Source organism: Methylobacterium isbiliense, assembly GCF_022179325.1.
GTDB classification, from domain to species: domain Bacteria; phylum Pseudomonadota; class Alphaproteobacteria; order Rhizobiales; family Beijerinckiaceae; genus Methylobacterium; species Methylobacterium isbiliense.
The window spans coordinates 1-21633 of sequence record NZ_BPQQ01000057.1 but is presented as its reverse complement, the minus strand read 5'-3'; the positions used below and the strand labels follow the sequence as shown (position 1 = coordinate 21633).

Sequence of the window (21633 nt, the reverse complement as noted above, 5' to 3'; positions counted from 1 at the left end):
CCCGTAGATGAGGGTCGGCCTCACCATCACGCCGCGGTGCTGCTCGTCACCTTGGCGGCCTTCGCCCTGTGGCGCCCCATCCTCAGTGCACGATGCCGGACGGCGTCGCCTGCTGCCCGCGCCGGTGGCGGGACAGGTTTCGTACCCGTTCCTGGGGAGTAGTTCGGGACGAGGCCGTGGAAGCCATTCCGCAGGCGTTCCTGCCGCCGGCAGCGGCCCTTGTCTGTTCTCGCCTAAAGGTCGGGACAGACGCCACGTCGGCCCTGCTCGTTGTCCTCGCGATCACGCCCGTCGCGCTCGTCGGGCTGCCCTGGCAAAAGGTCGGGACGGCGCGCCACGCCACCGCGGCTCACAAGAGACGCGGACATCCCGGCGCGTGTCAGTACGTCCGCTTCGGTCCCGGGCGTGATCCGCGAGGGCCAAGCAGGCCTCTTCCTGTGAGGCCGAGGCTCATGTCAGGCCTCGGCGCCGCCGGCGAGCGCTTCCAGCGCGCACAGGAGGTGCTCGGCCGCGCCGAGCTCCCCTGGCGGCAGGCCTGCCGAAAGGCGGCGAGGATCAGGGCATCGATGACTTCCGCCCGACCTTGGAGCGGTCGCGATCTCATCGGTGTCCTCCTCCGGCCGGCGGAACCTCGGACCGGAAGAGACGGACCGCCGCCAAGGCCAGCGCCAGTTCCGCAGCCGCGAACACAGCGAGGACGGGCCCGTAGTCGAGGCGGAGCATCGACCCGAACAGCAGGCTTCCCAGTCCGAACCCGGTGAACAGGAGGCAGACGTTCAGGCCCATGGCCTGGCCTGGACGTTGGCCGCCGAGTGCAGTGACGATGCCGGCGAACAACGGTTGGGTCATGTCGTAGCCGAGGGACAGCACCGTGACCGCCACCGCCGCCAGGAGCAGGGGGCCGTCGAGGGTCAGGGCCGCCGCCGCTAGGGCACCCAGGAGCAGCCCGAGAGGCAGGAGGCGCCCGCGACCGTGCCTGTCCGCAACCCGACCGATGACCGGACCGAGCAGGAATCCGGGGATGCCATAGCCCAGGAGGGCGAGGCCGACGCCGACGGGTCCGAGGCCGTAGCGCCGCTCGAAGTACAGACCCAGCCAGGTGAACACGCCGGAGTGAAACATCGAATTCAGCAGGACGTAGGCGTAGGTGCGGCGTCCGCGGGGAGAGATCAGCAGGTCCCGATAGCCGCGGAACAGGGTGCCCAGGTCTGCTCCGGCTGCCGTAGCGCCCGGGATGATCCCGCGGGAGGGCATGAGAACGAGCAGGATCGCCGCCCCGGCCGCGCCGACCGCCAGGAAGAGGCCGCGCCATCCGATGGACGGTTCGAGCAGGCCCCCGAAGGTCGACCCGAAGGCCATGCCGCCCGCCATGGCGCCGAAGAGCCACCCGAGCGGGCGCCCGCGTCGCTCGTACGGAAAAAGCCTGCCGACGAGGACGAGACCGAGCGGCACGACTCCGCTCGCCCCGAGCCCGGTCAGCAGACGCCAGAGCGCGAGCTGCTCCACGGACCCTGCCGTGGCGGTGAGGGCCGTCAGCACGGCGAAGGCGGTCAGCGATCCCGACATGACGCGCCAGATGCCGAGCCGGTCCGCCAGAAGCCCGTAGACCAGCGTCGCCACCCCGTACGGGATCAGGTAGGCCGGCACGATCAGGCCGACCCGCTCCGGCGAGGTGCCGAACGCCTCTCCGAGTTGCGGAAGGACCGGCGCGACCATGAACGCCTGGAAGAAGATGATGAAGGTGGCGGCCGCAAGCACCCGGAGCAAGCGCTCCCGCGAGGCATCCGGCAGGTCCGGCGTCACCGGCGTCATGCCCGGACCTCGACGGTCTCGAATCCGCTGCTCGCCAGCGCCGCCCGGATTTCCACGGGTCCGGCCCGGGACGGCTCGAAGCGCACGGTGACACGCCTGCGCCAAGCGCTGGATCTCGCCTGCCGGACGCCTGGCACGGCCATCGCCGCGTTGCGGACACTCTCGGCGCAGCCGTCGCACATCATGCCTGGCACGGAGAAGGAAACTTCCGCGAGAGGAGGCGGTGTCTTGTCGCTCATGAGCTCTCCGAGGTTCAAAGTAGGTCCGCGTAGACCCGCGCGTAGTAGGCACTGACCAGCAGGAGGGTGCCGCCGCCGAGAACCTGGAGCGCGCGGCTCCACAGGCCGAGGCGCGCCAGGCGCGTGACCGCGCTCGCGGCCGCACCGGCGGCGAGGAACGGCAGGCCCCGCCCGATACCGAACGCCAGGGCGAGAAGGACGCCACGGTCGGTATCGCCGTCCGCTGCGGCGACCGTCAGCAGCAGCAGCGGGGCAACCGACGTGCCGACGCTGAAGACGAGCCCGTAGGCGAAGGCCCCGAGGATGCCGGGCCGGCGCCCGGTTGTGAGGTTGGCTGGGCGCATGCGCGGCCACCGGAAGGCCAGGAGCGCCGCGGCAAGCGAGACGACAGCCATGACAAGCGCCCAGGTCCGGCCGAACGATTCGGTCGCGAGGGCGCCGAGGTGGCCGGCGGCGCCAAGTGCGGCAAGGCTCAGGACGATGCCGGCGAAGAAGGCACCCGCGACGTGCAGCCCGGCGCGGCGCGATTCCGCCTCGGATGCGCCGGCGACGCTGGCGATGCCGAGCCCGACCGGCAGGGTGCAGGGGCAGACCGCGCTGGCCAGGACGCCGGCGAGGAACGTGATCCAGAGTGCGGCCGGGCCGCTTGCGCCGGTGGCGAGCGGCTGGATCAGGTGTTCGAGCGTCACGGCGCGATCACCGGGATGCCCGCCTTGTAGCCGAGGCCGTCGATGGTCGTCGCCACCCGGCCGAGCAGGAGGGCTCGGCCGGGAGAATAGGAGACGTGGAGGGACCGCCGCACGAAGTCGACCTCGGCGTCGGACACCCCCTCGATCTTCTTGACGGCGCGCTTGATCGACGCGGCGCAGGAGAGGCAGGCCATGCCCTCGACCGGAATGGTCGCGACCCTCAGGTCGGACGACCGCCCCGACGGGACCCGCCCATCCTCGGCAGCCCGTGCCGGGTCGAGGGACACGAGCAGGACCACGGAGGCGACGAGCGCGGCGACGACGCCCGGACGACGATGCGGTCTCATCGCAAGGCTCCCTCAGGCCGGGTTCGGTCGGGACGCCGCGGGCGGGTTGCCGACGCTCATGATCGCGCCCAGGAAGAGGCCGGGCTGCCCCCAGAGCGAGTTGAGGAAGATCGCGGTGACGCTGACCGCCATGGCGACCATGGCCCAGATCGGGTTGATCAGCCCGGTCGCGGCGACCGGGATGCCGATGCCGTTGAAGGCGAAGGCCAGCCAGACGTTCTGGAGCATCTTGGCGTAGCTGCGCCGGCTGATCCCGCGGGCGAGCGGCAGGGCGGCGAGGCGGTTCGAGAGGATGATGATGTCGGCGGCCTCGATGGCGATGTCGGTGCCGCCCCCCATGGCGACGCCGACGTTGGCCTGCATCAGCGCAGGTGCATCGTTGATGCCGTCGCCGACCATCGCGACCGGGCCGGCGGCCTGGAGCCGCCGCACGGTCTCGGCCTTGCCGTCGGGCAGCACCCCGGCATGGACCTCGTCGATGCCCGCTTCCGCGGCGATCCGGCGTGCGGCCCGCTCGTTGTCCCCGGTGAGCAGGACCGTGCGAAGGCCCTCCTTGCGCAGAGCCGCGACGGCCTGCGCGGCATCGGCCCGCAGCCTGTCGTCGAGGGCGAGCAGGCCCAGCGCGCGACCGTTGCGGCCGACGACGACGACGGTGCGCCCGGCCTCCTCCAGGGCCGCGATCCGGGCCCGGGCCGGCGAGAGGTCGATGCCTTGGCCTTCCAGGAAGGCCGGGCTGCCGACCAGGACCTCGCCGTCCGCGATCCGGGCCGTGACGCCCTTGCCGGGACTGGCCTCGAACGCGGTGACCTCCGGGGGCACGGCCCCGCGCGCGAAGGCGGCCCTGACCACGGCTTGCGCGAGCGGGTGCTCGGACGAGGCCTCCGCCGCCGCGGCCAGTGCGACGAGCTCGGCCTCGCTTCCCGAGAACACCTCGATCTCGCGAACCACGGGCCGGCCCTCGGTCAGCGTCCCGGTCTTGTCGAGGACGACCGTGTCGACGAGGCGGTAGCCCTGGAAGGCCTCGCCGGTCCGCATCAGGATGCCGTGCTCGGCCGCCTCGCCGGCGCCGCGCACGATGGAAAGCGGGGCCGAGATGCCGACGGCGCAAGGATAGCCCATGACGAGGACGCTCAGGCCCGCGAACACGGCCCGCTCGATGTCCGGCTCGCCGCCGAGGAGCCAGGAGCCGGCGAGCCAGCCCGCGAAGGCGAGCGCGGCCACCGCGAGCACGGTGGGCGTGTAGACCTGCAGCACGCGGTCGACGAGGTGGAGCAGGCCTGGCTTGAGGGCGCGGGCGTCCTCGACTTCGCGGATCACCTTCTGCAGGAAGCTGCCGGCGCCCACCGCGGTCACCCGCACGAGCAGGGTGCCGGTGCCGTTGATCGAGCCGCCGATGACGGCATCCCCGTGCGCGCGCTCGACCGGGATCGGCTCGCCGGTGACGAGGGCCTGGTCGACGGCGGAGCGGCCGCCCTCGACCGTGCCGTCGACGGGCACGCGCTCGCCGGGGCGGATGCGGACGCGGTCGCCGACCGCCACGAGTTCCAGCGGAAGGTCACGCTCCTGCCCGTCTCGGACCACGCGGGCGGTCTCGGGCTGAAGGTCGAGCAGGCGCTTCACGGCCTGGGAGCTGCGCGTCTTGACGATGAGCGAGAGCCACTCGGAGAAGATGTGGTAGGTGGCGACCATGACCGAGACGGCGAAGAACGGCGCCGTCGGGTAGTCCGGGCGGTCCAGGATCAGTCCGATGACGCCGCCCGCCATGCCGGCGAAGGCGCCGATCTCCAGCAGTACGTGCTGGTTCAGGATGCCTCGGCGCAGGGCCTGGAAGGCCATGTTCAGGATATGGCGCCCGACCCCGAACACGAGCACGACCGCGAGGGCGGCCACGAGCCAGGGGGCGGAGGTCGCAAGGTATCCCTGCAGGTTCAGGTAGAGCAGCCCGAGCGCCAAGGCGGCGAGGCCGCCGGTGCTGGCGACCGCGACCTGGAGGCTGGTCTTCCTCAGGACGAGGAACACCATGGCGCCGAGGCTGATGCAGACCAGGGCAGGCAGGTAGCCGATCCAGCCGAGCGTCGGATCTGCGATGATCGGGATGGAGGCGACGCTGAGGGCGACCGCGACGACGAAGCGGCGGCTCTCGCGCGCGAGGTCCCGCTCCTCCTCCTCGAAGGGCCTGACCTTGCGCGGGTCCGAGATCGTGTAGCCGATGTCGCGCAGGATCCCGAGCAGCGCCGCGGGTCGGGCGACGGCCGGATCGTACTCGACGAGCGCCTGCTCGTGGGTCAGGCTGACGGCGACCTTGTCGACGCCGGGCTGGCTGCCGAGCGCCTTCTCGATGGTGCCGGTGCAGAGCGAGCAGTGCAGGCCGCCGATCCGGGCGCGGATGCGGGCCCGGTCGGGTCGGCTGGCCGGCTCCTCGCTCCAAAGCGGGATATCCGTGTCGAGTGTCGCTGAGGCCATCGGGCTGTCTCCGGACTGGGCCGAACGGTCGGGTCAGGCCAGGTCGCGGGCCACGACGCGAAAGCCACGCTTCTCGACTGCCTCGACGAGGCTGTCCTCACTGGTGGTCGCCGGGTCGTAGAGGACGCGGGCGCGGCCCTCCTCGAAGGAGACGTCGGCGCCGCGGACGCCGGCATGGGCGCCGAGCAGCGAGCCGACCGAGGCGGCGCAGGAGGCGCACCGCAAGCCCTCGACCTTCAGGGTAACGGTCTTCATCGTGTCTTCCTCATCGGTTCGTCGCACCCGCACGGGGCTGACCCTCTTGGCATGTCCTCCAGGGCTTTCAGGATGGTGCAGTCCTCCAGCCCACCGCGTCCTGGGCAGGAGGCGACCACGGCCTCCAGGGCCGCTCGCACCCGGAGGAGCTCGGCAATCTTCTCGTCCACCTCGGCGATCTTGTGCCGGGCCTGTTCCCGCAGGACGGCGCAATCGGCGCCAGGCTTGGCGCGCAGGGCGAGAAGCTCCAGCGTCTCCTTCAGCGAGAACCCGATCCTCTGGGCCTGCCGGATGAAGCGGATGCGGGCGACCACCTCGGGCGAATAGGTCCGGTAGCCGGCCCCCTTGGACGGCTGCTCGATCAAGCCTTGTCGCTCGTAGAAGCGAATGGTCTCCACGCCGACGCCGGCGACCTGCGCCGCCTTTCCGATCGTCAGATCCCCCATCGTCGGTCCCAGCCTCATCGATTCCCTTCGAGCCTACAGTCCGTACCGTAGTACGGAGTCAACAGGTCCGTTGACGGCGAGCGGGAGCCCGGTGAAGGGCCGCCTTTCGCTGCCACGGATGGGACCTCCCGCGACACGGCCCCGGTCGGCAGCTGAGCAGTCGAGTGGCGTGTGCCGGGAGGGGTGAGCAAGCTCCTGCCGGCGGAGAGGCCCCAGTGTGCCGGGCCGACCGTCCCGGGCCCACCGGTGGACTCGCCGGCCAGGAGGTGGAAGGCATGGAGCCGGACACCTGCGAGGTAGTCCTTTCTGGGCCGAACGGGCGGAGCACCTGCGCGCGATATCGGGGCGGCGAGATGGCCTGAAAGGCTGTCGCCGCGGCATACTGGGCTCGCGCACCTGACGGGAGACCGGCCCATGGGCTTCTACGGCGACCGCATCCTGCCCTGGCTCGTCGACCGGGTCATGGCGAACAAGGACCTGCTCGGATACCGGACCCGGGTCGTCGGGGCGGCCCGCGGCCGCGTGCTGGAGATCGGCATCGGCTCAGGCCTCAACCTGCCGTTCTACGGTCCGGATGTGACAGACGTCCTTGGCATCGAACCCTCCCAGGGGCTCATCGACAAGGCTGCAAGCCGGGCGAGCAGGTCCCGCCGGCGCATCAGCTTCCTTCATGCCTCCGCCGAAGTGATTCCCCTGGAGACCGGAAGCGTGGACACGGTCGTGACGACGTGGACCCTTTGCTCGATCCCCGACATCGAGGGTGCCCTCAGGGAGATGCGGCGCGTGCTCAAGCCCGGGGGCGAGCTCCTGTTCGCGGAGCATGGTCAAGCGCCGGACCGCTGGGTTGCCCGATGGCAGGATTGGCTTACGCCAGGCTGGAAGCCCATTTCAGGTGGCTGTCACCTGAACCGCCCCATCGTCGGCCTCATCCAGAAAGCGGGGTTCAGAACCACGGACCTCAGGACCGGCTATGCCCCCGGTCCGCGACCCTTCACGTTCATGTACGAGGGACGAGCCGTTCCCGCCTGACTGTCAGGGGAAACCGGCCACGGTGCCTTGGCGAAGCTTTCGCACGGGACAGTCCAACGGGCTGTCGTTCGGCGTCAAGTTCCCGGCTCCGAGGAGCGAGACGGATTGCAGGCTTCGAGCAACCGGAAGCGGCACTGGTTTCGAGCGGGAGGACCAAATCCTGCGGGATGGCCGGGGGCTGCCGGGAGGATGCTTGTTCACACCCGAGCATTTCCAGGTCTCACGGGCTCAGAGAAGATCGGCCCGAAGATGGCCCCAGCGACTTCCAACGCCTCGTTCAAGGTCAAAGCGAGACCGTCGTGGCGTTGCGACCGGCCGGTGAGCCAGCGCCGAAGGTGCCCGTGCGAGCAGAAGAACGCGGTCGTCCGGCAGCACGAGGCGGCGGCTCCCCCCTCGTAAGCGAAGTCGTACCAGACGACGGCTTCGCTCGGCGTCGCGCTCCGCACCTTGCGGCCTTCGGACGTGGTGGCCACCCGAACCGGTTCCCCGCATGCACGGCAAGACGACTCGATCTCGACATCCATCCCGTACATCGCCCCCGCGCCGAGCGCGTCGATGGCGCAGAGGGCGTCGAGGGACCGGCGCCTGAGAAAAACCCGGTGGCCTGTCGCGGATTGCGAGAATGGGTACGCATATCGAATGGTCTCGGTTGCCGGCTCCAAGCCGAGGAGGTCTCGGAATTGCAGGCTCTGCAACACGGCGCGGACGGGGCCTTCGGCGATACCCGTCGTGGCGGCGATGTCGCCGGGCAACGGCGGGCACCCCTGTTCCGCGTAGAGCCGGAGGACGGACTGCCAGACTTGATCCTCGTCCCTGCTCAGAGGATGCGCCCACGCTTCGAGCAGGCCTGACCGCGCGGCCATCCGCCCGGCGAGCGCATCCCTTGCGGCCGGTGAGTTCACGCTCGACCAGTCCGGGCGGAACACGCCCGGCCTGATCTCGGCGGCAGGGTGGTCCGGCCCTGCGGTCCTGACGGCAGACATCGGCATCGACGTTTGCTCCCTGATCAACCGGCGCAGCAGGATAGTTTCTTGATGTCCCGGTCGAAGGTCTGGGCCGCGAGCTTGAGGCCCTCGACGGTGGTCAGGTACGGGAAGATCGTCTCGGAAAGGTCGTCGATGGTCAGGTCGCAGCGGATCGCCATCGCGGCCGTCTGGATGCTGTCCGCGCCCTCGGGTGCCAGGATGTGCGCGCCCAACAGCCTACGGGTGCTCCGGTCCGCCACGAGCTTGATCAGACCGCGCGTGTCGCGAGCCGCGAGCGCGCGGGGCACGTTGTCGAGCGTGAGCACCGAGGTTCGAACGTCGTGCCCGGCCGCCCGTGCCCGGGCTTCGGTCAGGCCGACACTCCCGACCTGGGGGTCGGTGAACACCACGCCCGGCATCGTCCTGTTGTCGTAGCGCAGGCTGTCCCCGTTGAGCGCGTTCCTGGCGGCCAGTCTCGCGCCGTAGGCCGCCATGTAGACGAACTGATCCCTCCCGGTCACGTCACCCGCCGCGTACACGCCCGGCCTCGACGTGCGCATGCGGTCGTCGACCGCGATGGCGCCCGTCGGCGTCTGGGCGATCCCAGCCTCCGCGAGGCCGAGCCCCTCTGTGTTGGCCGTACGCCCGGTCGCGACGAGGATCTGCTCGGCCGTGACCGTCTCATCGCGTCCGTTTCGCCGGACCGTGAGGCTCACGCCGCCCGCCGTTCGGCGCACGGCGTCGTAGGCGAGGTCGCCCAGGACGGCGATGCCCTCGTCCGCCAGGTAGCCGGCGAGCGCCTCGCCGATCTCCGGCTCCGCCTCAGGCAGGAGACGGCTGCGGAAGACGAGGGTCACGGCGACTCCGACCCGCGCGAACGTCTGCGCAAGCTCCGCACCGACATAGCCGCCGCCGAGCACGATCATCGAGCCCGGGAGCTCGGTCAGGGCGAGCGCCCCTGTGCTGTCGAGCGCTGAGATCGCCGCCATGCCCGGGATGGCCGGCATGGCCGGGCGCGTCCCCGTGGCGATGATGATGCGGTCCGCGTTGAACCGCTTCCCGCCCGCCTCGACGCCGCCCGCGACGAGGCGCGCCCGCCCCTCGTGGTGGACAACGTTGTCGTAGGCTGGCAGGAGATCTTCGTATTTCGCCTGCCGCAGGGAATCGACCAAGGCATCCTTCTGGGCGGCCTGGGCACGCCAGTCGACCACCCGCGCCTCACCCTGGATGCCCGCGAAGCGGCCAGCCGCCCCGTTGGCGTGATGCACGGCCTCCGCGGCCCGGATCAGGGCTTTCGACGGAACGCAGCCCACGTTCACGCAGGTGCCGCCGATCGTTCCGTGCCCGATCAGGGCGACCCGGGCCCCCTGCTCGGCCGCCGTGATGGTGGCCGAAAATCCGGCCGACCCGGCGCCGAGCACCACGAGGTCGAACCGCTCGTCGCCGCTTCTCGCGCGCCGGGCGCTGCAGCAATCGCTCATGAGATGACTTTCCAAGTGTGTTCGTGTGTTCGTCTGCGTCGCGGCATCCGGATGCCGCCGGACCCTTGGGTTCTCTTGGCCGATGGAGCCCGCCTGCGGCCAGGTTCACCGGAACGAGAAGCACCGGGATCAGGACGTAATCGGCCTTGACTGCCCAGGCCGCCGGCCCGACCGCCCCCGGACGGTCCCGAGGATGGCCGTCGCGCAACAGGGCGAGGCCACGACGGCGACCGCGGTGCCGGTTCGAACGAGGATGCGGTCCGTCGTCGCGATGCACCGCCTCTTCAGCGAGCCTGGGCGGTGCCGCCCGTGCCGTCCGCGGCCGCGCTCCTCACCTCCTTCACGGAGGACGGGTACCCGGCGTCGGTGGTCGCCTGGAAGAGCGCCTCGGCCGCGACCTTGTCGTCATCGAAGGTGACGGCCGCCGTGGCCACGCCACCGTGTTCGATGGCGGTTACCTGAACGACGCCGGTCAGACGCGCCAGCGTCCGTTTGACGATGGGAGCGCAGGTGACGCAGCTGACGTTCTGGACTTCGAGGATGGCCGTCCGAGGAGCGGCGAAGGCATCACCGGCCGACATCAGGACCGATGCGGCAATCGCGGTGCGTAGGAAGGTCTTCATGGGTGATCTCCCGGAGTTCGTTGCAGGTCAGAGGAACAACAGGTCTCATGACACCGAGGGATGGCGCTCATGCAGCAGAGCCCTCTCGGAGGGTGGGCGTTCGGCCCGCCTCCGGCGCCGCATGGCGCGAACGGCTCTCACGGTGGTAGGTCCGGGGTGCTCCGGAGGTGCGCGTCCAAGGCGCTTCCGAACACGAGGGGAAAGCCTTGGGACCTGTCGAGCATGGCGCACCCCGAGAGCAGCAGGCCCACGGCGACCGGGTACACGACGGCGAAGTATTCACGGTGTCGCGCGTCATGGGCCAGGACTAGCGCGGCGAAGGGGATGCTCTGGAGGGCGAGTGCGGCGGCGATGCTCATCGTCTGATACCTGGTCGGCCCTTGAGATCCCGACTCGCACGCCCCCGCTCGGCCCGCAGGGGCCGCATCCGGCCCGTTCATCCGCCCTGCCGGGCGGCCGCTTCGGCAGCCCTCACGTTGCTTCGAGGAGGGGCCTAGTCCCTCGACGCGCGAGCCCGCCGGGAGCGACCGGAGCCCGCGACCGAAAAGGAGGGATTACTCCCGAAACAGGGTCTCGCCCGCCAGCAGACCGACCGCCAGGGCTGCGAAGGCCGCCATGACGAGCAGGCCGAGCAGAACCCTGAAGAGGCCAGTGGCGCGTGCCGTGACCCTGCCGAGCGCCAGGGGACTCACGGCCGTGGCGGTCACGAGGAGGATCGCGGCGAGCCGAAGCATGTGGAGACCTCAGGTATGGTGGGCGGTGGATCAATGGCACATCCCTCCCATCATCCCGCCGGGCTTGACCTCGCCGAAGCGGGGCGGAAGAGACTTCAGGTAGACCGCCATCGCGGTCCGGTCGGCCTCTGAGAGCCGGGACGTGTTCCGCACCACCTCGCGCATGGGGCCGCCGACGTGCATGGCCCGCATTCCGCGGCCGGCCAGCAGGCCGGTGACGTCCCCGACGCTCCACCGGCCGATGCCGGTTTGGATGTCGGGCGTGATGTTCGGGACCTCGTAGCCCTCCAGGCGCTCGCGCGTGCCCGACATCGTGCGGCCCCGGTCAACGGCTCCGAGGAAATTGCGCGGCGCGTGGCAATCGGCGCAGTGCGCGACCGCATTCACGAGGTACCGACCCCGGTTCCATTCCGGGGGCCTGCCCGGCTCCGGCTTCAAGGGACCCTGGTCCAGGAAGAGGACCTTCCAGGGGGCCATTGCGAGCCGTAGGCTGTAGGGAAAGCCGAGCTCGTGAGGACGGTTCGGCTGGGACACCGGGGGTACCGAGCCGAGATAGGCCCAGAGGTCCTCGATGTCGCTGTCCGACATCCCCGTGTAGGAGGTGTAGGGGAAGACCGGATAGTAGTGGGTGTTGCTTGGCGAGACGCCGCGGCGCAGCGCGCGCTTGAAGTCGCCGAAAGTCCATCCTCCGATCCCGTGGATGGGATCCGGGGTGATATTGGGCGAGAAGAACACGCCGAAGGGAGTTGGCAGCGCCCGTCCGCCGGCGAGCTGATGCGCGCTGCCGCTCCCGGGTAGGGTGTGGCAACTGGCGCAGTTGGCAGCCGTCAGGAGGTAAGCGCCGCGCTGGACCGCCGCCGGGTCCGGCGGCTGTGCGGACTGCTTGGCCTGTGCATGGGCTGACAGAGTGCCGACCACGACGAGTGCGGCGGCACCGGGCAGCCGCCACGCCGAGCGGATCCAGGGTCCGCCCGTGCCGGACGCCCCGACACGCCCCGTCGAGTCAACGGCCGGCGCCACCTTCGATCCGGGGGGAGCCGCGGGTCCGGATATGCCCGGAAGCGCGTCGCGCGCGTCCGCAGGGGTTCGATTCCGCGCGACCGATGCGGGCCGGTCCAGCCATCGAGGGCGCGCAAAGGCGGGCTCCATCGGCGTGCGCTCCTTCGGAAGACGTGTTGAGGGCCGGTTCCCGCTCGAAGAAACCGGCAGGGATGGTCCGGCCCCGGCGGGCGTCAGGGCCGCTTCTGCTTGTCGGATCCGCCGCCCATCATCATCATCGCCCCGGCCATCAGCAGGCACGGGAGCAGGAACAACAGAATCGTCCAGCTTCCGACCTGGGTGGCGCTCGTCAGCCCTCCCCCTCCGCCGAAGAGCAGCGCACCGAGGACGACGCCGACCAGGACGGCCAACATCATGGACATCGGCCCGCCGCCCATGCCGCAGCTGATGCCGCCGCGGGAGCGGGCTGACGGAACAGGCGACGGCGGAGTCGGGCCCGGCCCTTCGTTCCGCCGGGGAGCGAGCTTCGGCCCGTCGCCAGGATGGTGAGCACTCATCTTGAACTCCTTGGTTCGCGGACGCGCCCCTCGAACGACATGCCCCGCCGGCTCCGGCGTCCTCCCGGCATGTCCAAAAAGGCCTCGACCGGCGGAGGTCAGGCCGGCCGAGGCAAGAGAGCGGGGCTGGCCGCTGGGCCAGCCCCGCGCGGAGACCTCCCGGGAAGCCTCCGTCGCGACCCGCCGGGGCGTGCCGGGCGGCGAACTCGTCTGCGGGTGCAACAAGAACGTGCAGCACTTCTGTGCCCGCTGTTCCTGGATCTCAGCCTGCCGCCGAACCAGACGGTTCAGACAGGCCTCAAGGACCTCAGCCGCGCTTGTCCGGGGAGGGCTGGCCGGGTCCGCCCTGGTTCTGCCGGTCCATTGTGGTCTGCATCATCTTGTTGCAGTTCTCCATCATCTTCGACATCTCCTGCATCATCGGCATGTTGCCGCCCTGCATCATGCCGCCCATCATACCCTTGTCCGAGTTGGTGGACGGGGACGTGTCAGTCTCGGCCGAGACGCCGGCGATGCCGGCAACAAGGGCCGCGCCGAGTACGGCGGCGGGCGCGAGCTTCGAGATCTTCGACATGGGTTCTCCTGTCGTCGGTGAATTTCGGGTGGTTCCACCCTCGCGCTACTCGCGCGCGAAGGCCTTCGGGTCGCCGTCGTCGATCCCGTAGACCGTGAACGGCTCCGTCTTCTCACCGTCCATGCCGGGCGAGCCTGGGGGCATGCCGGGCAGCGAGATGCCCTTGATGGCCGGGCGCACCGCCAGCACCGCCTCGCCCTGCTTGGCTCGTTTCCCGACGAATTCGAAGGCGTAGTCCTCGAGCGCGGCCGGCGCACCCGCCGCTTCGGGCTGCGTCCCCCCGCGCGGCAGCCAGCCGGTCGGGGCGGCCGGAAGGTGGCCGGAGATCGCGCTTGGGACCGTCCAGGTCCCGCGCCCGAGCCCGTAGCCGAAACCGAGGGCGGCCACGAGCATGATGACGAAGACAAGGATACCCACGATCCACGTGATCCGACCGCCGGAGGGGGCGGTCTCGAACTCCCCGAAGTCACGGAACGGTGTGTTCTGATGCATCATGGCACTGCCTGCAGGACGAGCCTGCGCTGGATCGGGTTCGGAAGCCCTGGGATCTTGGCCGCGAGCGTGAGCGCCCAAGCCCCCTCCATCGAGAGGTCAGCCTCGAAACGGTAGTAGCCGGGCATCGTATCGGCCTGGAGTTCCAGCGGAGCCGTCATCGCGGCCATCCCGTGAGGCGACATGTCGATGCGGCTGATGAACAGGACCGCATCCGGAACCACCTTGCCGGTCCGCTCGTCGACGAGCCGGACCAGGATGGTCGTGCCGTACCCCTGTTTCACCTCGCGCTCGACGAGCTCGAAGACGTAAGGGTCCGAAGAGCCGCGGCTGAAGGACGATGCAAGGGCGACGCCGGTGCCCACGAGAAGCAGAACCACGGCGAGAGCGCGCAAAAATCGGAGGTGCCGCCGCGCGGGTGCGGCCGCGGCGCGCGCTTCGGCCAGCGGAGGCGTGCGAGGTGGGACGCTCAAAACTCAGGCCCACCTGCAGTGCCGCCGAGGTTTTGCTGAGCCGGCAGGCGCTCCGGGAATCGGGCGTTGCCGCGTGTGCTGCTGCGGAAGTCTCGTCCCTGCAGGTCGCGCAGGCCGCGCGTGCGGTTCAGGCTGCCTGCGAGGGTTCCGGTCGTCTCCGGATCACGCAAGGCGGGAGCGGGATACGGGGCGTGGAGGCGCGGGCCAGTCCGCGACTGCCAGGTGGGCGCGGCCGATGCGGTGCCGACGAAGGCCAGCGTCGCGAGAGCGATACCGACGAGGGGCTTCATGATCTTGTCCACCGTTCTCCGAGGGAGCGCCATGGCTTCGGCGCCATTGCTCATCAGTTCGGGAGGCAAAATCCTTTCGTTACATCAGGAGGTGCGGGATGCCCGGCGCCTTCCCGTCGGCGCCGGAATGAACATCGGCACGCGCTGCCTCACCCTGGGCGGGCCCGTGCGCACCCGAACCACTCCGCTCATGTCCGGCCCGATACTGTCAGCCCTCGGCGAGAGTGCCTGGGCGGCGTTTGTCCTTTGGCGGCCCGGAGCGCGCCGGGGTCGTGACGCCCGTACCGCCCCGACGGCCAACCCGCCGCAATGCCCCTCGCGAACCGCCGGCGCCATCCGGTCCATGCTGCCTAGTTCGGAGGCGGCGAACCCTTCGTTGCAACGTGGGCTGCACGGGCAACGCCCGCTGTCCGTCACATCTCACTTAACCATCCGCGGCAAACCGGTCGCCCAGCCGGTGCACGCCCTTTCGGGGCGTCCCGCGACCTGTCATGCTGGGGCGAATGTCCTGGCTTCGGTCCCGTTCCGTCTGCGCGTGGTTCCTGACCCTCGCCTTTGTGGCCGGGTTCGCGCCGCATGGCGTCCAGGCCGCGCACATGAAAGCATCCCTGCCCGTGGCGGCGATGCAGGTGCCGATGCCCGACGGCTGCGACGGATGTGACGAGGGAGGGAAGGCCGCCGCGGCCTGCTCACTGCTGTGCGCCGGTTTCGTCGCCATCGCTCCGGCGGCGTTCGGCTCCCGGAGCGCCGGGGCCTCGTTCGGGTATGCGCTCGCGGATGTCGCGGGCGCGAGCCTGCAAGGACCGCCCGATCCCTTGCCGCCAAAGAGCTCCGTCCTGAACTAGGCGCGGCGGCCAACTGGCGCGCGCGTAGCCGCGCTTCCGGCGACGACAGCCGCGGCAGGCTTGTGCCTGGACCCCTCGGCGAGGGGCCGGCCCCTACAATCTTCCAGGACGAGATTAGATGTCATCCCACGGTGACCCGGCCCATTGCCGGCTGCCCTCGGCGCGCACCTGCGCGGTCAACCTCTCCCTTCGTGGCCCGGCGCCCGACCCGAGCCATCAGACGGTGGTCCGGGCCGGAAGCCGCCATGCCTTGGCCCCGCCGCCATCGCGCCGGCAGGCAACTGTAACCGTTCAGGCAGGCCTCCCGAACTTCCTGGGGAGTGCACGATGATTGCCAGTGAACCAGAACTCAGGGGTCTGATGAGGGCCAGCCTGGATGGCGATGCGGCCGCGTACCGGGTGGTTCTCGACCGACTCAGCCGGCATCTGCGCGCCTATTACCGTAGTAGGCTTGCCCGCATCGGGCGCAGCCAGTCCGAGGCGGAGGACCTCGTGCAGGACACGCTGATGGCGATCCATACGCGTCGGCATACCTACGACGTGGGCCAGCCGTTCACCCCGTGGGTGCAGGCCATCGCCCGCTACAAGCTGATCGACCACCTGCGCCATACGCGCGCCTCGATGGCCGACGTGCCCATCGAGGATGCAAGCGACTTCGCGGCGCAGGACGACCATACCGGTGCGGAGAGCGCGCATGACTTGGATCGGCTTCTGGCCAAGCTGCCCGAGAAGATGCGGCGCGCGATCCGCTACGTGAAGCTCGACGGGTTGAGCGTCGCCGAGGCTGCCAGCCGAACCGGCATGTCGGAATCCGCCATCAAGGTCAGCGTCCACCGTGGCCTCAAGGCCATGGCGTCCGCGATCAGCCAAGGAAGGGCACGATGAGAACGAGCGAGCTGATCGAGATGCTCAGCACGAACATCGAGCCGACCGACCGCCGTCGGCTCAAGCGCGGCCTCGGCCTCGCCGCGGCGCTCGGCGCGGGGGCGGCGCTCTGCGTCGCGCTTCTGTCGCTCGGGGTGCGGCCGGACCTCCACCATCCCGGAGTGCTCGGGTTCCTGCTCCTGAAGGTCGCCTTCGGCGCCGGCACCGTCGTCCTGGCCTGTTGGCTGTTGACGAAGGTCGCGCGCCCGGGCGGCGAGACCAGGATCCGGACCTGGGTCGCCGCGGCGCCATTCTTCGGCGTCATGCTGCTGGCCGCGCTCAGCCTGGCCTCGGCGCCGAGCTCGCACTGGGACAGGATGCTCGTCGGACACATGTGGCTGGAGTGCCTCGTGTCGATCCCGATCATCGCCGTGCTGCCCTTCGCCGCCCTGGTCTGGGCCGTCCGCCGGTTCGCCGCCCCGACCGACCTCGTGCGGACGGGCGCGCTCGCCGGGCTGGCCGCCGGGGGGATCAGCGCGATGGGGTACGCCCTTCACTGCATGGACGACTCGGTCCCGTTCGTGGCGCTCTGGTACGGCGGCACCATCGCGTTCTGCACCCTCGCCGGCGGCCTGCTCGGCCCGCGACTGCTGCGCTGGTGATCCGCGCGGCCGGACGGTCACGCGAGCGTGGGTTCGGGAACAGGGTCCTTCGACGAGGTCGCCATGGCTGATCCGGGGCCCGCGCCTGCCGACCTCTTGAGCCGTCCTGCACCGGCCGTGCGGATCACGGGCACGTTCGCCCATGCTCCCTTTTCCGGAAGGGCGGCCTGCGCGCCCGTGATCATCTCATCGGGACAGAGGCGGTTGCCCGCTCCCGCCCCGACGAAACGCCTGATCCACCGACCTGGGATGCCGTCCCTGCACCGGCATCGATGATGGAGGTTCGGATGCCGCCACGTGCGCTGTCGAGACGTTCGGCGAGGAGGGCCTTGGTCGCGGCCCCGGTGGCCGCCGTCCTCGGCCTACCCGCGCTCGCCCACGACTACAAGGTCGGGATGCTCGCCGGCGCGAGCCCTTGGGCTCGGGCGACACCGCCGGGGGGCACGGTCGGCGCCGGCCATCTCTCCATCGAGAGCCGGGGTGCGCGAGCCGAACGCCTCGTCGGAGCGACCTCGCCGGTCGCGGGGCATGTCGAGCTCCACGCCATGACGGTGGAGAACGGCGCCATGCGCATGCGTCCTCTCGACGACGGTCTGGAGGTCGCGCCGGGGGGACATGTCGAGATCAAGCCGCGAGGCTATCACCTCATGTTCGTGGACCGGAAGCAGCCGCTGCGCGAGGGCGAGCACGTGCCGCTGACGCTGGAGATCCGCAAGGCGGGCAAGGTCGACGTGGAACCCGTCGTCGAGCGGGTCGAGGCCTCGGCGCCCACCGGCCGCGGACGCCAGGCCGGCCCCGATGGGGACCGGACGCGGTGAGCGCCTTCAAGGTCATCCGCTATGGTGCCCTGGCGGTCGGGGCCGCGCTCCTGATCGGTCGTCCCGTGGAACCCCGGGTGACGGCAATCGGGCGGCCGGAGATCGGCGGCCCCTTCCGGCTGGTCGCGCACACGGGGGCGGTGTTCGAGTCGGGCGACCTGAGGGGCAAGCCCCTGGTCGTCTTCTTCGGCTTCACTCACTGTCCGGACGTCCGCCCAACGGCGCTGGCCACCTTGTCCCAGGACCTGCGGGACCTCGGGCCCGATGCGGACCTCCTGCAGGCGGTGTTCGTCACCCTGGATCCCGAGCGGGACACAGGGGAGGCGCTCGCCCAGTACATGCAGGCCTTCGACCCTCGCATCCTGGCGTTGACCGGGACGCCGGAGGAGGTCAAGGCCGTCGCGAAGGCCTACAAGGTCCATTCGGAGAAGGTGCCGACGGCCGCCGGCGACTACGCGATGAACCACACGGCCAGCGTGTTCCTGATGGGTCGCGAGCACCGCTTCAAGGGCACGATTGCCCAGGGCGAGTCCCGGGAAGCCGCGATGATGAAGCTGCGCCTCCTGCTCGGGCTGAAGGCTGCCTGAGTCGTGCGCCGTTCACGCGTGCTTGCCTTGATCGTGGTCGGTTGCCTGGGCGCCGGCCTGACCGCCTACTCCCTGTCGGGACCAGACTTGCCTCCGTCCGCGCGTCCCGGTCTTGCCGACCCTGCGGCCGTCGACGTTCCTGCAGCGACGTTCGAGCCCGACTTCAGGCCCTGCGCGCATTGCCATCAGATCGGAGCGGGAGCGCGGCACACGACGGGTCCTGCGCTGACGCATGTGTTCGGCCGCGCCGCCGGCGCGGTGCCGGGCTATCCCTTCTCGAAGGCGATGCGGCAGAGCGGTTTGGTCTGGAACGCGCCTACCCTCGCGCGCTTCCTGAAAGATCCCCAGTCCGTTGTGCCCGGCACCCGCATGGTGTTCGGCGGCATCACCGACGCCGCGCAGCTCGAACGGGCAGTCGAGTTCCTCCGGCAGGCCGGGGCCGAGGCCGGCAACGGGCGAGCGGCGCGTCCGTCCGCCGGTCGCCGGCCCTGAGCGCAATCCATCCCGGGCATTTCCGCCGGCTAGAGCATTTTCCGACGAAGTGGTCGCCGGTTCGTCTCAGAAAATGCGACCGTATCAAAGACTTAGCCCAGGATCCGATTGCAGCGCGATCGGATCCTGGTCGAGCGCCGGCGCGCGACCTTCCCGCCCCGTAACCGTCGACGTCGAAGGCTCGAGATGGCAGCGGCGCAGGTATGGGTGTGACCGGGGCGGCTCTTCGGTTCCACGCCGAGGCGATAGGCCCGTCCTACCGGGAGGGAGCCGGACAGCCGGCTGCTCCTTGAGCAGTTGGCCTGACAGCCCCGACGCCCGTCGATGTCTCGGAGCGGCAGGTGCTGCCGTAGATGGACGTGATGCCGCAGGATCCCGGCGAGCTCGAAGGACTGTTCGTTCGGGCTCTCCGCCGTACCGTCGCGGACCGGCAGATGGCCGCCGCGGCGTACCTACTGCAAGCGCTGGAGGCGCTCGATCCCGCGCTGAACGGTACCGCCTTGCAGGAGGCTTGCCGGTCGCTTCCGGACAGGGCCGAGGCCTGCCCGCGGCGGCGGCACTCGTGACATGGCCGGCATGCCTCCCGCAACGGGCCACCGGTTTGGCTATCATGGCCGGGGTGCCCGCACGCTTCCGCCTGAGCGAGCCACGCGCTATCCCGAGAGGCGGCCAGGTTGCCGATGGGGAGCCCGGTGACCGCATCCCCGGAAGTCACCCGATCCGGGCGAGTGCGGGAAAGGCGTCGAGGAGCCAAGCCGCGAGCCCGGCGAGGTCGCCCGTGAGCATCGCGGCTCCCATCGCGATCATGGTCATGCCGCTGAGGACCTGCAGGACGCGGCCGGCGACCCGGAGCGTGCGGAGCCGCGCGACGAACCCGCCCATGAACATCGCGGCCAGCACGAACGGCACGCCCAAGCCTGCCGAGTACACCGCGAGGAGTGCGATCCCGCTCGTGCTGGCCGAGGACGCCGCCAGAGCCAGGATCGTGCCAAGCACCGGGCCGATGCAGGGCGTCCAGCCGAAGGCGAAGGCCATGCCGAGCAGGAACGCCGACGCCGGGTTTCCGCCGGGCGTGCGGCCATGCCAGCGAAACTCGCGTTCGAGGATGCGCAGGCGGAACAGGCCCGTGGTGAACAGGCCGAACAGGATGACGGTGATGCCGCTTGCAAGCCCGACCTCGTAGAGGTGGGCTCGCAGCAGCGCGCTGAGGGTGTTCGCCCCCGCGCCCAGGCCGACGAACACGGTCGAGAAGCCGAGGACGAAACAGAGGCTCAGCCCGAGTGTGCGCCCGCGGTGCGAGGAGCCCGCTCCCGGCAAGGTTCTGCCCGGCCACGTACGACACGTAGCCCGGCACGAGCGGCAGAACGCATGGCGAGAGGAAGGAGATTGCGCCGGCGGCGAAGGCCGCCGCCAAACCAATTTCCGACGCGCCTGCCATCGTGGGTCGCCGTCCTGGGATGAGAGTTGCGGGGCGCCGTCGGGCGAGACGCCGCCGTCGCACTCCGGCGCGCCCGAAGGCGGCGGACGGCCGCGCCCGGCTGAAGGCGCCGGACGGGACCGTGCCGACCGGGCGGGGCAGAAAACTCGCGAGGTCGAGGCTCGCGGGTCAACGATCCGACTACTGGGGCTTGGCCGGGTTCGGCGGCTGGGTCGCGTTGAGACGCTGCTCCAGCCGGTCCACCCGGTCCTGCAGCGCGCTCATCTTCTTCATCATGCCGCAGCCGCCCTGCTTCGCGTCGCCGGGGCCCGATCCCTCCGACTTGCCGCCCATCATGTCCTTCGTCATGCCCATGCCGCCCTGCTGGCTCGGCTGGTCGCCTCCCGGGGAGGACGCCGGCCCGCCCATGCCCTGGGCGAGCGCGACGCTTGCCGTCAGCGCGAGCCCGAGCAGGGCCGAGGTCGGGATGATCGTCGAGCGTGTCATCGTTGAACTCCGATGTTTGTGCTTGGGAACGAGTGCCGCGACCCGGAAGCGGTTTACGGCAAGGGCCGGCCGCGGAAGTTTCAGTCCGAGCCAGCCTTCGGGTCACGCCAGGGCCCCTGGCGGACAGTGGCGGGAGCCCGAGGACCCCGTGAAGCCGTGCGGCGTGAACAAGACCACGCGACCGCCGGACAGGGCCCCTGCAGGTACCTGCCGTTGGGCGAGGTCTTCCTGAGTCGTGAGCGGCACGGGGCCTGCTCCGGTCGGTTCACGCAGATCGAGCTCGGCGAGTTCGGTCAGGCGGCGCAAGACCGGCGATGGGCCTCCGGGCCACTGCCCGGACGGTGGACTTCGTCCTTCCGAGGCTTTGGCGGTTCAGCGCGACGGCCGAATATTCACGATCCGCACCACACCGCCCTGATTGGCCGCCTGCACCTCCACCGCGTCCCCGGTCCTGACCTTATCGAGCAGGGCCATGTAGGCGACCGGGAAGGTCATGGTCATCGCCGGCATATCGACGGCCGGGATGGCTTCATGTGCAAGGGTCAGCTTCGCCCCGCGCGGATGCACGGCCACGATCTTGCCGGTGACCCCAGGGAGCTTGGTCCGTGGATGACCGCCGTGACTGGGCGACTCGGTTCAGCCAATCGACTGCGCTCTCGCTGGCCAAGGCAGGCGCGGCGGGCAACGCTCCTGCGAGGGAAAGTCCAAGCATTGCCACCAGCATCGGTTTCGAACGAACGGCCACCATCGCCTCCATCGTGTCTCAGTGGACAAGAGTTCGGGGCTGCGTGGATATCCGTTACATACCCGCATTCGAGACGGGGTCGGTGCAGTGACAACTCCGCCCGCTGAAGCAGGCGGCTTCCCGGTGCAGCTACGCGGCAACCCGCCCGCTGACGCACCGAAGGCCGTGTCCCGACCCGAGGCCGAAGGCCCGGTGATGCACGACCATCGCCGCCACGTCGCGATCCAG

The 21633-nt window shown here is 70.2% G+C and carries 27 protein-coding genes and 1 pseudogene; 8 read left to right on the top strand and 20 right to left on the bottom strand.

The features are described from left to right. Positions 1 to 600: 600 nt before the first annotated feature. The 7 genes from MFF61_RS22310 to MFF61_RS22285 are packed head-to-tail and all read right to left on the bottom strand — an operon-like array spanning position 601 to position 6269. Positions 601 to 1812, bottom strand: coding sequence for an MFS transporter (locus tag MFF61_RS22310; protein ID WP_238238899.1), 1212 nt, complete (start codon positions 1810 to 1812; stop codon positions 601 to 603). Continuing rightward, positions 1809 to 2051: a heavy-metal-associated domain-containing protein gene (locus MFF61_RS34065; RefSeq protein WP_353960062.1), complete on the bottom strand. Its 243-nt coding sequence runs from the start codon at positions 2049 to 2051 to the stop codon at positions 1809 to 1811. The genes MFF61_RS22310 and MFF61_RS34065 overlap by 4 nt, the downstream gene beginning before the upstream one ends. 14 nt (positions 2052 to 2065) lie before the next feature. Beyond that, on the bottom strand, positions 2066 to 2740 hold the full coding sequence (locus tag MFF61_RS22305; RefSeq protein ID WP_238238897.1) for a cytochrome c biogenesis CcdA family protein: 675 nt from the start codon (positions 2738 to 2740) through the stop codon (positions 2066 to 2068). Further along, a complete protein-coding gene (locus tag MFF61_RS22300) occupies positions 2737 to 3087 on the bottom strand; it encodes a heavy-metal-associated domain-containing protein (protein ID WP_238238895.1) in 351 nt (116 codons plus the stop codon). The genes MFF61_RS22305 and MFF61_RS22300 overlap by 4 nt, the downstream gene beginning before the upstream one ends. 12 nt (positions 3088 to 3099) lie before the next feature. Then, entirely contained in the window at positions 3100 to 5550 is a 2451-nt protein-coding gene (locus tag MFF61_RS22295) for a heavy metal translocating P-type ATPase (protein ID WP_238238893.1), read from the bottom strand. A gap of 33 nt (positions 5551 to 5583) precedes the next feature. After that, positions 5584 to 5805, bottom strand: a complete 222-nt coding sequence (locus MFF61_RS22290) for a heavy-metal-associated domain-containing protein (RefSeq protein WP_238238891.1) — start codon at positions 5803 to 5805, stop codon at positions 5584 to 5586. Further along, positions 5802 to 6269: a MerR family transcriptional regulator gene (locus tag MFF61_RS22285; RefSeq protein ID WP_238238888.1), complete on the bottom strand. Its 468-nt coding sequence runs from the start codon at positions 6267 to 6269 to the stop codon at positions 5802 to 5804. The genes MFF61_RS22290 and MFF61_RS22285 overlap by 4 nt, the downstream gene beginning before the upstream one ends. Before the next feature lie 396 nt (positions 6270 to 6665). On the opposite strand from MFF61_RS22285, the gene MFF61_RS22280 reads away from it, so the two are divergent. Continuing rightward, positions 6666 to 7280 (top strand): class I SAM-dependent methyltransferase, encoded by a 615-nt coding sequence (locus MFF61_RS22280; RefSeq protein ID WP_238238885.1) that lies wholly within the window; start codon positions 6666 to 6668, stop codon positions 7278 to 7280. Positions 7281 to 7477: 197 nt separating this feature from the next. Here the strand turns inward: MFF61_RS22280 and merB are convergent, their stop codons facing one another. The 10 genes from merB to MFF61_RS22230 all read right to left on the bottom strand — a co-directional run bounded on the left by merB (position 7478) and on the right by MFF61_RS22230 (position 14480). Then, the gene (gene merB / locus MFF61_RS22275) at positions 7478 to 8269 is read right to left on the bottom strand and encodes an organomercurial lyase (protein WP_238238883.1); all 792 of its coding nucleotides are present in this window, start codon (positions 8267 to 8269) and stop codon (positions 7478 to 7480) included. Positions 8270 to 8286: 17 nt separating this feature from the next. Next, positions 8287 to 9726, bottom strand: coding sequence for a mercury(II) reductase (merA, locus tag MFF61_RS22270; RefSeq protein ID WP_283206025.1), 1440 nt, complete (start codon positions 9724 to 9726; stop codon positions 8287 to 8289). Between the two features lie 284 nt (positions 9727 to 10010). Continuing rightward, positions 10011 to 10349 carry a heavy-metal-associated domain-containing protein gene (locus MFF61_RS22265; protein ID WP_238238881.1) on the bottom strand — a complete coding sequence of 113 codons (339 nt, stop codon included), beginning with the start codon at positions 10347 to 10349 and terminating at the stop codon, positions 10011 to 10013. Positions 10350 to 10903: 554 nt separating this feature from the next. Then, the gene (locus MFF61_RS22260; RefSeq protein WP_238238879.1) at positions 10904 to 11083 is read right to left on the bottom strand and encodes a hypothetical protein; all 180 of its coding nucleotides are present in this window, start codon (positions 11081 to 11083) and stop codon (positions 10904 to 10906) included. Positions 11084 to 11113: 30 nt separating this feature from the next. Next, entirely contained in the window at positions 11114 to 12103 is a 990-nt protein-coding gene (locus MFF61_RS22255; protein ID WP_238238875.1) for a c-type cytochrome, read from the bottom strand. A 212-nt stretch (positions 12104 to 12315) separates the two neighbouring features. Next, on the bottom strand, positions 12316 to 12639 hold the full coding sequence (locus MFF61_RS22250; protein WP_238238872.1) for a hypothetical protein: 324 nt from the start codon (positions 12637 to 12639) through the stop codon (positions 12316 to 12318). 307 nt (positions 12640 to 12946) lie between these two features. Then, complete coding sequence (locus MFF61_RS22245) at positions 12947 to 13213, bottom strand: hypothetical protein (protein ID WP_238238870.1); 267 nt, start codon at positions 13211 to 13213, stop codon at positions 12947 to 12949. A 45-nt stretch (positions 13214 to 13258) separates the two neighbouring features. Continuing rightward, positions 13259 to 13630: a DUF411 domain-containing protein gene (locus tag MFF61_RS22240; protein ID WP_306423411.1), complete on the bottom strand. Its 372-nt coding sequence runs from the start codon at positions 13628 to 13630 to the stop codon at positions 13259 to 13261. A 74-nt stretch (positions 13631 to 13704) separates the two neighbouring features. Beyond that, on the bottom strand, positions 13705 to 14070 hold the full coding sequence (locus tag MFF61_RS22235) for a FixH family protein (protein WP_238238864.1): 366 nt from the start codon (positions 14068 to 14070) through the stop codon (positions 13705 to 13707). Between the two features lie 104 nt (positions 14071 to 14174). Continuing rightward, positions 14175 to 14480 (bottom strand): hypothetical protein, encoded by a 306-nt coding sequence (locus MFF61_RS22230; protein WP_238238862.1) that lies wholly within the window; start codon positions 14478 to 14480, stop codon positions 14175 to 14177. 479 nt (positions 14481 to 14959) lie between these two features. On the opposite strand from MFF61_RS22230, the gene MFF61_RS22225 reads away from it, so the two are divergent. The 7 genes from MFF61_RS22225 to MFF61_RS22195 all read left to right on the top strand — a co-directional run bounded on the left by MFF61_RS22225 (position 14960) and on the right by MFF61_RS22195 (position 19302). Next, positions 14960 to 15313, top strand: coding sequence for a hypothetical protein (locus MFF61_RS22225; protein WP_238238860.1), 354 nt, complete (start codon positions 14960 to 14962; stop codon positions 15311 to 15313). 327 nt (positions 15314 to 15640) lie between these two features. Further along, on the top strand, positions 15641 to 16198 hold the full coding sequence (locus MFF61_RS22220) for a sigma-70 family RNA polymerase sigma factor (RefSeq protein ID WP_238238849.1): 558 nt from the start codon (positions 15641 to 15643) through the stop codon (positions 16196 to 16198). Further along, a complete protein-coding gene (locus MFF61_RS22215) occupies positions 16195 to 16839 on the top strand; it encodes an NrsF family protein (protein ID WP_048442364.1) in 645 nt (214 codons plus the stop codon). Before MFF61_RS22220 ends, MFF61_RS22215 begins: the two co-directional genes overlap by 4 nt. A 329-nt stretch (positions 16840 to 17168) precedes the next feature. Then, positions 17169 to 17657, top strand: coding sequence for a copper chaperone PCu(A)C (locus tag MFF61_RS22210; protein ID WP_238238846.1), 489 nt, complete (start codon positions 17169 to 17171; stop codon positions 17655 to 17657). Then, positions 17654 to 18244 carry an SCO family protein gene (locus MFF61_RS22205; RefSeq protein ID WP_238238844.1) on the top strand — a complete coding sequence of 197 codons (591 nt, stop codon included), beginning with the start codon at positions 17654 to 17656 and terminating at the stop codon, positions 18242 to 18244. The genes MFF61_RS22210 and MFF61_RS22205 overlap by 4 nt, the downstream gene beginning before the upstream one ends. Positions 18245 to 18262: 18 nt before the next feature. Further along, positions 18263 to 18736 (top strand): c-type cytochrome, encoded by a 474-nt coding sequence (locus tag MFF61_RS22200; RefSeq protein WP_238238841.1) that lies wholly within the window; start codon positions 18263 to 18265, stop codon positions 18734 to 18736. Between the two features lie 353 nt (positions 18737 to 19089). Beyond that, a complete protein-coding gene (locus MFF61_RS22195; RefSeq protein ID WP_238238830.1) occupies positions 19090 to 19302 on the top strand; it encodes a hypothetical protein in 213 nt (70 codons plus the stop codon). A 145-nt stretch (positions 19303 to 19447) separates the two neighbouring features. Here the strand turns inward: MFF61_RS22195 and MFF61_RS22190 are convergent. The 3 genes and pseudogenes from MFF61_RS22190 to MFF61_RS22180 form a co-directional block, all read right to left on the bottom strand. Continuing rightward, positions 19448 to 20174 (bottom strand): annotated as a pseudogene (locus tag MFF61_RS22190) (cytochrome c biogenesis CcdA family protein). Between the two features lie 180 nt (positions 20175 to 20354). Further along, the gene (locus tag MFF61_RS22185; protein ID WP_238238828.1) at positions 20355 to 20660 is read right to left on the bottom strand and encodes a hypothetical protein; all 306 of its coding nucleotides are present in this window, start codon (positions 20658 to 20660) and stop codon (positions 20355 to 20357) included. A 372-nt stretch (positions 20661 to 21032) separates the two neighbouring features. Further along, on the bottom strand, positions 21033 to 21236 hold the full coding sequence (locus MFF61_RS22180; RefSeq protein ID WP_435404809.1) for a copper-binding protein: 204 nt from the start codon (positions 21234 to 21236) through the stop codon (positions 21033 to 21035). Positions 21237 to 21633: the final 397 nt, after the last annotated feature.

Bases quoted from the DNA above. Each gene is read 5' to 3' on its own strand.
- MFF61_RS22310 (WP_238238899.1), bottom strand. From the start codon at position 1,812: ATGACGCCGGTGACGCCGGACCTGCCGGATGCCTCGCGGGAGCGCTTG.
- MFF61_RS34065 (WP_353960062.1), bottom strand. From the start codon at position 2,051: ATGAGCGACAAGACACCGCCTCCTCTCGCGGAAGTTTCCTTCTCCGTG.
- MFF61_RS22300 (WP_238238895.1), bottom strand. From the start codon at position 3,087: ATGAGACCGCATCGTCGTCCGGGCGTCGTCGCCGCGCTCGTCGCCTCC.
- MFF61_RS22295 (WP_238238893.1), bottom strand. From the start codon at position 5,550: ATGGCCTCAGCGACACTCGACACGGATATCCCGCTTTGGAGCGAGGAG.
- MFF61_RS22290 (WP_238238891.1), bottom strand. From the start codon at position 5,805: ATGAAGACCGTTACCCTGAAGGTCGAGGGCTTGCGGTGCGCCTCCTGC.
- MFF61_RS22285 (WP_238238888.1), bottom strand. From the start codon at position 6,269: ATGAGGCTGGGACCGACGATGGGGGATCTGACGATCGGAAAGGCGGCG.
- MFF61_RS22280 (WP_238238885.1), top strand. From the start codon at position 6,666: ATGGGCTTCTACGGCGACCGCATCCTGCCCTGGCTCGTCGACCGGGTC.
- merB (WP_238238883.1), bottom strand. From the start codon at position 8,269: ATGCCGATGTCTGCCGTCAGGACCGCAGGGCCGGACCACCCTGCCGCC.
- merA (WP_283206025.1), bottom strand. From the start codon at position 9,726: ATGAGCGATTGCTGCAGCGCCCGGCGCGCGAGAAGCGGCGACGAGCGG.
- MFF61_RS22265 (WP_238238881.1), bottom strand. From the start codon at position 10,349: ATGAAGACCTTCCTACGCACCGCGATTGCCGCATCGGTCCTGATGTCG.
- MFF61_RS22260 (WP_238238879.1), bottom strand. From the start codon at position 11,083: ATGCTTCGGCTCGCCGCGATCCTCCTCGTGACCGCCACGGCCGTGAGT.
- MFF61_RS22250 (WP_238238872.1), bottom strand. From the start codon at position 12,639: ATGAGTGCTCACCATCCTGGCGACGGGCCGAAGCTCGCTCCCCGGCGG.
- MFF61_RS22245 (WP_238238870.1), bottom strand. From the start codon at position 13,213: ATGTCGAAGATCTCGAAGCTCGCGCCCGCCGCCGTACTCGGCGCGGCC.
- MFF61_RS22225 (WP_238238860.1), top strand. From the start codon at position 14,960: ATGCTGGGGCGAATGTCCTGGCTTCGGTCCCGTTCCGTCTGCGCGTGG.
- MFF61_RS22220 (WP_238238849.1), top strand. From the start codon at position 15,641: ATGATTGCCAGTGAACCAGAACTCAGGGGTCTGATGAGGGCCAGCCTG.
- MFF61_RS22215 (WP_048442364.1), top strand. From the start codon at position 16,195: ATGAGAACGAGCGAGCTGATCGAGATGCTCAGCACGAACATCGAGCCG.
- MFF61_RS22195 (WP_238238830.1), top strand. From the start codon at position 19,090: ATGGACGTGATGCCGCAGGATCCCGGCGAGCTCGAAGGACTGTTCGTT.
- MFF61_RS22185 (WP_238238828.1), bottom strand. From the start codon at position 20,660: ATGACACGCTCGACGATCATCCCGACCTCGGCCCTGCTCGGGCTCGCG.